Genomic DNA, 13,510 nt, shown 5'->3' on the forward strand with positions numbered 1-13,510 from the left:
CTCTTATATCGAAAGTTTATCGACGCGTTTACCGCCATAAAGAAGATTCACCACGCATCGCGTACCCACAATCGCCGTGAACATGGAGGTCAAAATGCCGATCGACAACGTCACCGCAAAGCCTTTGATTGCGCCAGTACCGACCGCGAACAAAATGATGGCGGTGATGAGAGTTGTAATATTGGCATCAGTGATGGTACTAAAAGCATTAGCGTAACCTTGATGAATCGCTTGTTGAGGGGAGCGGCCGTCTCTAAGCTCTTCTCTTATCCGCTCAAAAATCAACACATTGGCGTCCACCGCCATTCCGACGGTTAGTACAATACCTGCGATGCCCGGTAGCGTCATCGTCGCCCCCGGTATCATAGACATCACGCCAATAATCAAAACAAGGTTGGCTGTTAGGGCAAGATTGGCAATCAGGCCAAATCCTCGGTAATAAATCAAGGTAAATAGCATCACTGCCGCCATTCCCCAAATACACGCTGCGATCCCCATGTCGATGTTCTGTTGTCCCATCGATGGGCCAATAGTTCGTTCTTCAACAATTGAGATAGGCGCTATCAAAGCGCCAGCTCTAAGTAGCAAAGAAAGGTTGTGCGCTTCAGCAGCCGAATCGATACCGGTAATACGGAAGCTTCGCCCCAACGCGGATTGAATCGTGGCTTGGTTAATAACTTCTTCATGCTTGGTTAAAATGACTTTGTCATCGGCCGAACGCTTGCCGCTGTCTTTGTACTCAGAAAAGACCGTAGCCATTAGCTTACCGATATTATTCTTCGAGAAGGACGCCATTTTATCTCCGCCTTCACTATCAAGAGAGATATTGACTTGAGGTCGACCATATTCGTCCATGCTCGATGACGCATCGGTAATGCTGGAACCGCTAAGAATCACTCGCTTCTTTAACACAACAGGACGACCTTCGCGGTCAGGCACTATTTCACTTCCAGGCGGGGCATAACCTTTAGCGGCCGCTGTGCTATCAGCTTGGCTATTCACTTCATGGAACTCGAGTGTCGCCGTTGCGCCTAGAATTTCTTTGGCTCGGGCCGTATCCTGAACACCGGGTAACTCTACAACAATTCGGCTTGCACCTTGGCGCTGGACTAAAGGTTCAGCTACCCCTAATTCGTTCACTCGGTTACGTAGAATGGTAATATTTTGACTGACGGCGTAATTGCGGATTTCTTTGATGCGCGCTTCAGTAAAACGGGCTCGTAATATAAATTTCCCGTCTTTGCTCTCGTTACTAAACAGCATATCAGGATGCTGCTTTTCCAGTATCGGTTTGGCTTGCGCGACTTGCGCTTCGCTTCGTAGCACCACTTCTGCGCTATCATCTGGGCTTACGCGTATAGCACGATAGCGGATTTTCGCCGCCCGTAACTCACTACGGAAAAACTCACTTTGCTGACCCATCAGTTTTTCTAAGGCCGCATCCATGTCGACTTCCATCAGAAAGTGGACACCACCACGTAAATCTAAACCGAGTTTCATTGGCGAGCCACCGACACGTTCAAGCCATGCTGGCGTAGCTGGGGCAAGGTTGAGAGCAACGATCAAGTCCCGAGATAGGCCCTGAATAACTGCGTCTCTGGCTTTAATTTGAACATCAGTATCAGAAAAGCGAACTAAGACAGTGCCTTTCTCTAGCGCGATGGATTTATAAGGTAAGTGGTCTTTTTTAAGAATGGCAGTGACATTATCTAAGGTCGATAAATTAACAGAGGCGCCACGCGCCCCTGTTATTTGTATCGCCGGATCTTCACCGTAAATATTAGGTAAGGCGTACAGTCCACCAATGAGTAGGGTGAACAACACCATTAAATATGTCCATATCGGATAACGATTCAGCACAGCACAGATCCTTCTTTAGCTGTTGAAATTTTATAAAGTGAGACCTTATAAAGATTTAATCGTACCTTTTGGTAATACAGCAGATACGAAATCTCGTTTGATCACAACTTCATTGTTAGTGTTCAATTCGATTGAGATGTAGTCGTTATCTTCTGAAATCTTAGTGATTTTACCAACAAGGCCACCACTAGTTAGGACTTCATCCCCTTTACTCATCGACGCCATCAAGTTTTTATGTGCTTTCGCGCGTTTGGCTTGTGGGCGATAAATCATGAAATAGAAAATCACAGCAAACATCGCTAACATGATTAGCATTTCGAAACCACCACCTTGACCTGGTGTGCCTGCCGCATGAGCTAGACTAATAGGCATTAAGAACGTCCTCTTACTTTTAATGAATAATTATGATGTGATGCTTAAAGTACCCTATTTGCCGCGTCCTGCCTATTGACAAAACGCCAATATTTACAAACTAGGTACCAATATTCTCTCTATTTCGCTAAAGGTGGTACTTCGCGATCGCGGCGAGCATAAAACTCAACCACATATTCCTCGAAACGGTCTTCATCAATAGCGGTGCGAATGCTTTCCATAACACGCTGGTAGTAACGCAGGTTGTGAATCGTATTCAAGCGAGAACCTAATATTTCATTACAGCGATCAAGATGATGCAAGTAAGATTTAGAGTAGTTCTCACAAGTGTAACAATCACATTCAGGATCTAAAGGAGTTGTATCCGTTTTATGTTTTGCGTTACGGATTTTGATCACACCACCTGTAACAAATAAATGGCCATTACGTGCATTTCGCGTTGGCATCACACAATCAAACATGTCGATACCGCGGCGGACACCTTCCACCAAATCTTCAGGTTTGCCTACGCCCATTAAATAGCGTGGTTTGTCTTCTGGTAGTTGTGGGCAAGTATGCTCTAGCACTCGGTGCATATCTTCTTTTGGTTCACCAACAGCAAGTCCACCAACAGCATAACCGTCAAAGCCGATATCAGTCAGACCCTTTACTGATACATCACGTAAATCCTCGTATACGCCACCTTGGATGATACCAAACAATGAATTTTCGTTTTCTAACTTGTCAAAATGATCGCGTGAGCGCTGAGCCCAACGTAACGACATTTCCATCGATTTTTTAGCTTCATCGTGAGTCGCAGGATATGGCGTACATTCGTCAAAAATCATCACGACGTCTGAGCCTAAATCTTTTTGGATTTCCATCGACTTTTCAGCGTCCATGAAAATTTTATCGCCGTTCACTGGGTTACGGAAATGCACACCCTCTTCGGTGATCTTACGGATATCACCTAAGCTAAATACTTGGAATCCGCCTGAATCCGTCAGGATTGGGCCTTTCCAGTTCATGAAGTCATGCAAGTCGCCGTGCAGTTTCATCACTTCTTGCCCTGGGCGAAGCCAAAGGTGGAATGTATTACCCAGCAAGATTTCAGCGCCAGTGCCTTTCACTTCTTCCGGTGTCATGCCTTTAACTGTGCCGTAGGTGCCCACCGGCATAAATGCCGGGGTTTGCACTGTGCCACGCTCAAAAGTCAATTGACCACGACGGGCATTACCATTTTTCTTTTTTAGTTCGTATGAAAGTTTCACGAAGCCTCCAATGTGCCAGAGAAACAATCTGACACGTTTGATTGATCGTGCAGATAAGCATTGGCTCATTGCACACTTTGAATTATCCCCTGAGCGGAATCACTCAGGAAACATTAACGATTTATTGTGTATCTTTTTTAGTGATGAACATGGCATCACCATAACTGAAGAAGCGATACTGCTGCTGCACTGCATGTGAATAAGACGCCATCACATTTTCGTAGCCAGCGAATGCACTCACCAACATGATCAGGGTCGATTCAGGCAAGTGAAAGTTGGTGATTAGCGCATCAACCAATTGATATTGGTAGCCTGGATAAATAAAGATTTCGGTATCACCAAAGAAAGGAGCAAATTCAGTGCCTTTGGATTTAGCATCTTGCGCTGCACTTTCTAGTGAACGTACCGAAGTCGTGCCTACCGCAATAACACGGCCGCCGCGAGCTTTAGTTTCTGCGATTGCCTGTACCACTTCTTGCGGCACCTCAACATACTCAGCGTGCATGTGATGATCTTGGATCGTATCTACTTTTACCGGCTGGAAAGTACCCGCACCGACATGCAAAGTAACAAACGCAAAGTCTACGCCTTTCGCTTGAATTTGCTCAAGCAGAGCATCATCAAAGTGCAAGCCTGCGGTCGGCGCCGCGACTGCACCCGGCTTATCGTTGTAAACCGTTTGATAGCGCTCTTGGTCACTGTCTTCATCAGGTCTATCGATATATGGCGGCAACGGCATGTGGCCGATGTCGTCCAAAATAGTCAGGACGGTTTTTTCACCGCTGAATTTCAGCTCAAACAATGCATCTTGACGACCCACCATTTCAGCTTGGTATTCATCATTTTCTCCCAAGAAGATAAAGCTTCCGGGCTTCGGCGATTTAGAACAGCGTACATGAGCAAGAATCGTGTGCTCATCCAACATACGTTCAACAAGCACTTCAAGTTTTCCGCCTGATGCTTTACGGCCAAACATACGAGCTGGAATGACACGCGTATTGTTAAAAACCATTAGGTCGCCCGGTTGGACTTGCTGTAGCACATCTTTAAATGTGCCGTCGACAAGCTCACCGCTGTTGCCATTTAGCTGAAGTAATCGGCTGGCGGTACGCTCTGTTTTTGGATAACGAGCGATCAGCTCATCTGGAAGGTCAAAGTGAAAATCTGAAACTTGCATGCTACTGGTCTTGCCTAGTCGATGTAATTAAACGCGAACATTTCGCAGCCGACTAGTATAGGCTGCCCACTCACAAGTGCAAGTCTCGATTCATCGCTAGTCTGAACACTTTTCGTTCAAGACTTACTCTTTAGTGATAAGAGAACCGTGACAACGAATCTAATGAAATTCAGGCTTAAGAAATAGTTACGGAAAAGCAGCCATATAAAGGGCTATAAAAAAAGAGCGACTAAACGCCGCTCTTTACAACCATATGCTTTAAATTACATCAGGTGCGTTAAGTTACATCAAGATGCATTAAGTTAGATTCATATGTATTAATCGCCAATCTTCATCAGAATTGGTCTTCTTCTGTAGAACCTGTCAATGCGGTTACCGAAGATTTACCGCCTTGAATGGTATTCGTCACTTTGTCGAAGTAACCCGTACCCACTTCTTGTTGATGCGCGACAAAGGTGTAACCCTTTTCTGCTGCTGCAAACTCTGGACGCTGCACTTTCTCTACATAGTGACGCATTCCCTCGCCTTGCGCGTAATCATGCGCCAACTCGAACATGTTAAACCACATATTGTGAATGCCCGCTAAAGTAATGAATTGATACTTGTAGCCCATGTCCGACAGCTCTTGCTGGAACTTAGCAATTGTCTGGGCGTCTAGGTTTTTTTCCCAGTTAAATGAAGGCGAACAGTTGTAAGCTAATAGCTGATCTGGGTACTGTTTATGGATCGCTTCGGCAAACTTACGTGCTTCCTCTAAGCATGGCTTCGCCGTTTCACACCAGATCAAATCAGCATACGGTGCGTATGCAAGGCCACGAGAAATCGCTTGGTCAATACCAGCTTTGACACGGTAAAAACCTTCCGGCGTGCGGTCGCCAACAATAAAGTCTCGATCATATGGGTCACAATCTGAAGTCATCAGATCCGCCGCATTAGCATCGGTACGAGCAATCACGAGAGTTGTCGTGCCCGCTACATCAGCAGCTAGCCGCGCCGCCACTAATTTTTGCACCGCCTCTTGGGTTGGCACTAAAACTTTTCCGCCCATGTGACCACATTTTTTCACTGAAGCGAGTTGGTCTTCGAAATGCACACCCGCAGCCCCAGCTTCAATCATGCTTTTCATCAGCTCATGTGCATTGAGGACGCCGCCGAAACCGGCTTCTGCATCGGCTACAATTGGCAAAAAGTAGTCAATGCCCCCCTCATCTTCCGGTGTTTTTCCTGATGACCACTGAATCTGGTCCGCGCGACGAAATGAATTGTTGATTCTTTGCACGACGGCAGGTACTGAATCGACAGGGTAAAGCGATTGATCTGGGTACATTGTCGACGCCGTGTTGTTATCCGCAGCAACTTGCCAACCCGATAAATAAACCGCCTCAATCCCCGCTTTCGCTTGCTGTACAGCTTGCCCACCCGTCAATGCGCCTAGACAGTTTACATAGCCTTTTTTGGCATCACCGTTGACCAAAGACCACAACTTCTCTGCACCGCGCTGGGCTATCGTATTCTCCGGCACCAGTGAACCACGTAGCGCAACGACCTCTTCGGCCGAATAAGTCCTTTTAACGTGTTTCCAACGAGGATTGGTTTCCCAGTCTTTTTTGATCTCTTCTATTTGTTGGCGACGAGTAAGTTTCATGTACATTCCCTCTTTATTAATGTCGGCTAGTCTCTAGCGCCTGATGTTCCGTACCGCGTTGGCCACTGAGCTATGATTGCAAAATCTATCGTAATATCAGTCCAAGTAGTCGTAACCCGGAATAGTAAGAAAGTCGCTTAACACCTCACTGGTGGTGAGTGTCGACATTAAATCTGCCGCCTCTGTAAAACGCCCTTGTTGGAAACGCTGTTCACCCACTTCTTGTTTGACTACTTCAATTTCTTCAGCCAAATACTGAGCAAACAACTGCTTCGTAACCACTTCATTGTTATCGAGACGTTTGGCATGCTTAATCCACTGCCAAATAGACGCGCGGGAAATCTCTGCCGTCGCCGCATCTTCCATCATCCCATAAATCGGCACGCAACCATTGCCTGAGATCCAAGCCTCAATGTATTGCAGAGCCACGCGAATATTATGACGCATCCCCTGTTCCGTTCTCTCGCCATCACATGCCGCTAATAATTGTGAGGCACAAATAGGGGCGTCTTGCTCGCGGCTAACATCAAGTTGATTGCTGCGACCTTTCAACACGTCATCAAACACAGCTTTTGCCGTCTCGGCTAGCCCAGGGTGCGCGACCCAAGTACCGTCATGACCATTATTGGCTTCTAGGCTCTTATCCTTACGAATCTTATCAAGCACCTGCTGGTTCACCTCGGCATCCTTTGACGGAATGAACGCTGCCATTCCCCCCATCGCAAATGCGCCGCGCTTATGGCAAGTCTTTACCAATAGACGAGAATAGGCGTTCAAAAAAGGCTGTTCCATAGTGACGACTTGGCGATCTGGTAAAATTCGGTCTGGATAGTTATTCAGTGTTTTGATGTAGCTAAAAATATAATCCCATCGGCCACAGTTAAGCCCCACAATATGCTCTTTCAACGAAAATAGAATTTCATCCATTTCAAACACAGCTGGAAGCGTTTCAATTAATACCGTCGCTTTAATGGTTCCGGTATCAAGCGCAAAGTAACTTTCCGTAAAATGGAATACTTGACTCCACCACTTTGCTTCTTGATGAGATTGCAGCTTAGGCAAATAAAAATAAGGGCCGCTGCCTTTATTCAACAGCACTTGGTAGTTGTTATAAAAATAGAGCGCAAAGTCAAATAACGCGGCAGGAATAGGGTCACCATTATAGGTGATATGCTTTTCTTTGAGGTGTAGCCCCCTGACTCGGCAGATTAAAACGGCTGGATCCGCAGAAAGCTGATATTGCTTACCCTTTTTTTTATCGGTATAACTAATAGTTCCGGCAACAGCATCTCTTAAGTTAACCTGCCCCTCAAGCACCTTGTCCCAAGCAGGAGATAAAGAGTCTTCGAAATCTGCCATAAACACTTTTACGTCGGCATTCAACGCATTGATCACCATTTTCCTTTCCGTTGGGCCGGTAATTTCTACCCGTCTATCTTGCAAGTCTTCAGGAATACCGAGCACTTTCCAGCTACCTTCGCGGATATCCTGAGTCTGTTCCGAAAAATCGGGAAGTGTGCCAGCATCAATGAACGCTTGTTTGGCCACGCGGCTATCTAATAGCTCGTTCACTTCACCCGCAAACCGATGACACAACTCAGCAAGAAACCTTTGTGCGGGAGGCGGGAAAATCTCATGATGTTCAGGCGCCATTTTCCCCACGACTTTTAGTGAATCCTGAAGAGCTGAACTTGCTTCCGACGGGTGTGCCAACATAACTCGATTCCTTAGTATTAATACCTGCAATAGAACGGGAAAAACTGCCATGGCATGTCACATACTATTTGATGAACACATGCTATTTGATGAAAAAGAGAAACCGGGAGAGACACAAAGACGTTCCTAGACCAAATAGTTTAATTCTCAATGTGAACAGCCACTAATTAAACTACATCAAGATCATGGTCTATTAAAGATAGGTAAATACTAAAAATTGAAATTCAAAGTTTTATTTTGTTTGCATATATAAGGACAAAAAAACACTATACCTTGGTCGTATTCTGTAATTTTCTTACAGGGTATAGTTGTTAGGAGAGGTGAAATTGTAAGGTTATTATCAGCATTAATAGTAGGTGATTCATCTAGCCATTGACTACCCATAGGCTGCTAGTCATTTATGCTTAAATACAACAACCTAAGAAGCTTTGTGAAATACACACTGTGAACTTATTAAATTTTATGAAACCTTCAAAAAGTAAACGTTGTGAAATTTTACAAGTCAAAAAATACTAACAATAGAAAGTTTCAAAGAATTCAGATTACTCAGCCGATTTAACTACAACAGTTCACTGACTATCCCGGCTAAGCGTTGAAAAGTGCTGCTTCGGGAGGAACTTGGTCGCCAAACCAGACCAATATCTCGATAGGCTTGTTGACCTGGCGGATCAATCACCACCAAATTTTGGTTGTCCAACAAGCCATGGTCGATGGCCATTTGAGGGATAAAAGTGGTTCCTAAACCATTCGCAACCATTTGCACTAACGTATGTAAGCTCGTGGCACTAAACGGGTTTATCTTCTCTTTATCGGTCAGTTTACAGGCAGAAACAGCATGCTCAGTCAAGCAGTGCTCCTTTTCAAGCAAAAATACCGAGGCGTCAGGCAGATCGGCATACGCAATAGGCGTACGGATTGAAGCCGCTTGTATCCGGCTAATCACCATACGAAACATATCTTGGCCAACGATGCGGCTTTCCATACCTTCTATATCAACTGGCAAAGCAAGAATCAGCACATCCAGCTCACCATGCCTTAAAGCCGCGAGCAAATTGGTCGTGGTATCCTCACGCAGCAGCAACTCTAGCTGAGGAAACTGCTGATTGACTTGTTGCACTAAATCCCCCAATAAAAAGGGCGCAATCGTGGGTATGCAGCCAACCCGAAGTTGCCCCTGCATTGAGTCCCCCTGACACATATTGCCAAGCTCGACCAAGTCCTGAGCTTTCGCCAAGAGCTCTCGCCCTTGCTTGACGATCAGTTCACCAGCCTGAGTAAAGACCAGCGGGCTCTTCTTGTCTTTCTTTTCATATAGCGGACAACCGATCATCTCTTCTAGGTTTTGAATACCTTTACTCAAAGTCGATTGGCTGACAAAACAGCGCTCAGCCGCGGCACTAAAGTGACGGGTTTCATGCAATGTAATAAGGTAATGAAGCTGTTTTAAGCTTGGCCATTTGATCATGATTGAGTGCTATTTATCCGCATTATTTTGATTGAATTGTTTATCGCTTTTTTCGATTAACTTAATCTATTTAATTCGCTTTTTTCCATACTACATTCTGTACTATAGTTTGTCTCGAAATAAAACGGACCAAGCCAAGCATCGAATTGCAGGGCTTGGAACTCACCATACTTTTTAGGAGCAAAAAAATGGTACTAGTTGGTCGTCAAGCCCCTGACTTTACTGCAGCAGCAGTTATGGGCAACGGTGAAATCGTTGATAACTTCAACTTTGCAGAATTCACTAAAGGTAAGAAAGCAGTAGTATTTTTCTACCCACTAGACTTCACTTTCGTTTGCCCATCTGAGCTTATCGCGTTCGATAACCGCCTTGAAGATTTCCAAGCGAAAGGCGTTGAAGTAATCGGCGTTTCTATCGATTCTCAGTTCTCTCACAACGCATGGCGCAACACTTCAGTAGAAGACGGCGGCATCGGCCAAGTGAAATACCCACTTGTTGCTGACGTGAAGCACGAAATCTGCAAAGCATACGACGTTGAGCACCCAGAAGCTGGCGTTGCTTTCCGTGGTTCTTTCCTAATCGACGAAAATGGCCTAGTTCGCCACCAAGTTGTTAACGACCTACCACTAGGCCGTAACATCGACGAAATGCTACGCATGGTAGACGCACTAAACTTCCACGAGAAGAACGGTGAAGTTTGTCCTGCACAATGGGAAGAAGGCAAAGCAGGTATGGAAGCATCACCACAAGGTGTTGCAGCATTCCTAACCGAGCACGCTGCAGACCTAAGCAAGTAATCTTTTACTGTTTAGTTCGTTAGATACATTGATTGTATTGATCATGTATCTAACGCTCTCAATATCTAAGCCCGAAGTTCGCTTCGGGCTTTTTTTTGCCTCAAGCCCGCACCCTGACAACACACTTAAACAGACAAAGCATATTCTTGAGCAGACTTTCCTTCGTTTATTACTTTAAACTCTTCGCTGCTCTCTTTATGATGATGAGTATTTGCATCGTGTGCGCAGCATCACGCAACCAATATTAACGTTTACTGGTGGATATTTTATGGCTAACTTCTCTCTTGCCTTCGGCACGGCAACCAAGAACCGTGATGGAAAAATCATTGAAGCATTTTTCCCTCGCCCAATCTTAAACCCAAGTGACGCCTTAGTGGATGCACTTGCTAAAACAAGTGATTATCAAGGTGGCAACCAAGCACTCGAAATCACCGCAGCACAATGCAGCGATCTAGCCGCAGTTTTTGAAGCCCACAACGAACCGAAAAGTGCCGCGTTTGCCAGCCAAGCCGCTAACTCTTCTCAGCCGCTTGTTCTCGTTATTCTTGCAAGCGACGAAAAACCACAAAGCGTAGCAGAAGGCTTTTTGAAACTACAGTTAATCTCTAATCGTCTCGTGCTGCCTCACGGTACTGTACTTGATGGCATCTTCGGCCTACTGCACAACATTGCATGGACAAACGAAGGCCCAATCGATTTGCCAGAACTTGAAGAGCGCCAAATCGATGCGCGCTTGGCGGGTCGAGTGATCTCTGTCGACTGCGTAGACAAGTTCCCTAAAATGGTCGACTACGTGGTACCAACAGGCGTACGTATCGCCGATACCTCACGCGTTCGCCTTGGCGCTCACGTCGGTGAAGGCACTACCGTTATGCACGAAGGTTTCATCAACTTTAATGCCGGTACTACAGGCGTTAGTATGGTCGAAGGGCGTATTTCTGCAGGCGTACTTGTTGGTAAAGGCTCTGACATCGGCGGCGGCGCTTCCATCATGGGCACCATTTCTGGAGGCGGTACTGTTGTCGTATCCATTGGCGAGAACTCTCTACTCGGCGCAAATGCAGGTTTGGGCTTCCCACTTGGCGATCGCTGCACAGTGGAATCTGGCCTCTACGTCACAGCTAGTTCTAAGGTTCGTATGCTAGATTCAGCGGGCAACGAAGTGGAAGTGGTTAAAGCGCGCGATCTTGCTGGCGAATCAGACCTATTGTTCCGTCGTAACTCAATCACCGGACAAATCGAGTGTTTGACTAACAAGAAACCTGTTGAGCTGAACAGCGAAGTGCACGACAACAACTAATTTATCTCAATTTTCGAGTTTTCCAAGCCAGCCAAAGTGCTGGCTTTTTCGTCTCTGCACTTTGTTAGAATTCATGATCTTTGGCTATTCTATAAACACATAATAACAATAAGTCAGGATCGGCCATGATAAATTTCATCAAACACCTACCCAAGGTAGAGCTGCATTTACACATAGAAGGCTCATTAGAGCCAGAGCTCATGTTTCAATTAGCTAAGCGCAACCATATTAGTATCCCCTATTCATCTCCAGAAGAAGTCCGAAGCGCCTATCAATTTGATAACCTACAATCGTTTCTTGATATCTACTATCAAGGTGCCGAGGTACTGATTCACGAACAAGACTTTTTCGACCTAACTTGGGCCTATATGTTGCGCTGCCAAGAAGACAACGTAATACATACCGAAATCTTTTTTGATCCGCAAACCCATACCGAGCGAGGTATTAAGTTCGAGACCGTAATCAACGGCATTTCAGCCGCATTGGTACAAGCTGAAAAAGAATTAGGCATCAGTAGCCAACTCATCATGTGTTTCCTGCGTCATCTAGATGAACATTCCGCGTTTACCACACTAGAGCAAGCGCTGCCGTTCAAAGATAAAATCATTGCCGTTGGACTGGATTCATCCGAGAAAGGTCACCCACCGGAAAAGTTCGCTCGAGTATTTGCACAAGCCAGAGAGCACGGCTTTCTAACGGTAGCTCACGCTGGAGAAGAAGGACCTGCGCAAAACATTTGGGACTGTCTCAACCTGCTAAAAACTGCTCGTATCGATCACGGTGTGCGCTGCGATGAAGATCAAGACCTCGTTAGCACCTTAGCCCAAAAGCAAGTTCCCTTGACCGTTTGCCCACTGTCTAATATCAAGTTGAAAGTATTTAATGACATGAGTCAGCATAATATTGTCAACCTGTTAAGGGCAGGGGTCTGCGTCACCATCAACTCAGACGATCCGGCCTACTTTGGCGGCTACATGAATGACAATTTCATCGCCGTGGCCGATGCTCACCAAATGAGTAAACAAGAATTGGCACAAATGAGTATTAACGCCATTAACGGTAGCTTTATCGCACCCCAAGCTAAGGATGATTTAATCATGTCAGTACGGCATTACGCCGCTACTCACTAGGCTAGCTCCAGCATAACTTCAGGTTTAAGTACAAGCATCAGGAAGTCATATCACTTCCTGATGCTTTCTGTCGAAGTTTGGCCTCATGACGATGATTAAAAACACTCTACTTTTAATCAGACTAAATGAATAACGCTACTAACTTTTTAGCGATATTTACTCAATTTTTAGCAATACTTACTATAACAGAGCATTTTTAACGGGTTCAATAAGGAGCGTCATGTATATCTTTGGCTATGGCAGTTTAATTAATGGCGAATCAAGACAGCGCACCGGTCATACGCATGGCGCTATTCCCGCCGTGGCGACTGGCTTCATCCGCCGCTGGGGAAAATTGGAACACAGCACAGTGCTATCGCCGCTGGTAGTATCTACTGGGCAAGGGAAGGTTAATGGCCTTCTATTGGAAGTCAGTGATCAAGACCTAGGTTATTTTGACCAACGGGAACACGGCTATGAGCGAGTGCAGATCCCTCAACATCAAATTGAAGCAGAAGCCTCTCTGGATGCGACAAAGCCAGTATGGATATACATAAAAAATCAGCATCAACCAGCCTGCCAGAATGTGCCAATAGTGCAAACCTATTTAGATACTGTGTTAGCGGGTTGTTTAGAAGTGTCTGAGCATTTCGCCCAACAATTTATTCGCTATACCTTAGGCTGGCATTTCCCCATTGAGAATGACCGCGACCAACCTAAATACCCAAACCTTGCGCGCGTCGATGCCAAGCGCCAATTAATTATTGACGCACTATTAGCCGACAGCTCAAATTGATCATTCTAGCGGACGATATCCGT

11 protein-coding genes are annotated in these 13,510 nt (G+C 45.6%); 4 read left to right on the plus strand and 7 right to left on the minus strand.

Annotated features, from left to right (window positions below; genetic code table 11):
• Positions 1-3 precede the first annotated feature (3 nt).
• The 7 genes from secD to L4C34_RS09015 form a co-directional block, all read right to left on the minus strand.
• Positions 4-1,860, minus strand: a complete 1,857-nt coding sequence (gene secD, locus L4C34_RS08985) for a protein translocase subunit SecD (protein WP_428789009.1) — start codon at positions 1,858-1,860, stop codon at positions 4-6.
• Positions 1,861-1,905: 45 nt separating this feature from the next.
• A complete protein-coding gene (gene yajC / locus L4C34_RS08990; protein WP_428789010.1) occupies positions 1,906-2,232 on the minus strand; it encodes a preprotein translocase subunit YajC in 327 nt (108 codons plus the stop codon).
• 119 nt (positions 2,233-2,351) lie between these two features.
• A complete protein-coding gene (gene tgt, locus L4C34_RS08995; RefSeq protein ID WP_428789011.1) occupies positions 2,352-3,482 on the minus strand; it encodes a tRNA guanosine(34) transglycosylase Tgt in 1,131 nt (376 codons plus the stop codon).
• A gap of 121 nt (positions 3,483-3,603) precedes the next feature.
• Positions 3,604-4,659 carry a tRNA preQ1(34) S-adenosylmethionine ribosyltransferase-isomerase QueA gene (gene queA / locus L4C34_RS09000; RefSeq protein WP_428789012.1) on the minus strand — a complete coding sequence of 352 codons (1,056 nt, stop codon included), beginning with the start codon at positions 4,657-4,659 and terminating at the stop codon, positions 3,604-3,606.
• A gap of 334 nt (positions 4,660-4,993) precedes the next feature.
• Positions 4,994-6,304, minus strand: a complete 1,311-nt coding sequence (aceA, locus tag L4C34_RS09005) for an isocitrate lyase (protein WP_428789013.1) — start codon at positions 6,302-6,304, stop codon at positions 4,994-4,996.
• Positions 6,305-6,400: 96 nt separating this feature from the next.
• A complete protein-coding gene (gene aceB, locus L4C34_RS09010; protein WP_428789014.1) occupies positions 6,401-8,020 on the minus strand; it encodes a malate synthase A in 1,620 nt (539 codons plus the stop codon).
• A 559-nt stretch (positions 8,021-8,579) separates the two neighbouring features.
• Positions 8,580-9,485, minus strand: coding sequence for a hydrogen peroxide-inducible genes activator (locus tag L4C34_RS09015; protein ID WP_428789015.1), 906 nt, complete (start codon positions 9,483-9,485; stop codon positions 8,580-8,582).
• Between the two features lie 188 nt (positions 9,486-9,673).
• Here L4C34_RS09015 and L4C34_RS09020 point away from each other — a divergent pair, with 188 nt between their 5' ends.
• The 4 genes from L4C34_RS09020 (at position 9,674) to L4C34_RS09035 (ending at position 13,487) form a co-directional block, all read left to right on the plus strand.
• Positions 9,674-10,282 (plus strand): peroxiredoxin C, encoded by a 609-nt coding sequence (locus L4C34_RS09020; RefSeq protein WP_428789016.1) that lies wholly within the window; start codon positions 9,674-9,676, stop codon positions 10,280-10,282.
• 268 nt (positions 10,283-10,550) lie between these two features.
• Positions 10,551-11,582: a 2,3,4,5-tetrahydropyridine-2,6-dicarboxylate N-succinyltransferase gene (gene dapD / locus L4C34_RS09025; RefSeq protein WP_428789017.1), complete on the plus strand. Its 1,032-nt coding sequence runs from the start codon at positions 10,551-10,553 to the stop codon at positions 11,580-11,582.
• Between the two features lie 125 nt (positions 11,583-11,707).
• The gene (locus L4C34_RS09030; protein ID WP_428789018.1) at positions 11,708-12,712 is read left to right on the plus strand and encodes an adenosine deaminase; all 1,005 of its coding nucleotides are present in this window, start codon (positions 11,708-11,710) and stop codon (positions 12,710-12,712) included.
• Positions 12,713-12,932: 220 nt separating this feature from the next.
• Entirely contained in the window at positions 12,933-13,487 is a 555-nt protein-coding gene (locus L4C34_RS09035; RefSeq protein WP_428789019.1) for a gamma-glutamylcyclotransferase family protein, read from the plus strand.
• The last annotated feature ends 23 nt before the right edge of the window (positions 13,488-13,510 follow it).

Source organism: Vibrio profundum (genome assembly GCF_050337555.1).
In the GTDB taxonomy this organism is placed as follows: domain Bacteria; phylum Pseudomonadota; class Gammaproteobacteria; order Enterobacterales; family Vibrionaceae; genus Vibrio; species Vibrio profundum.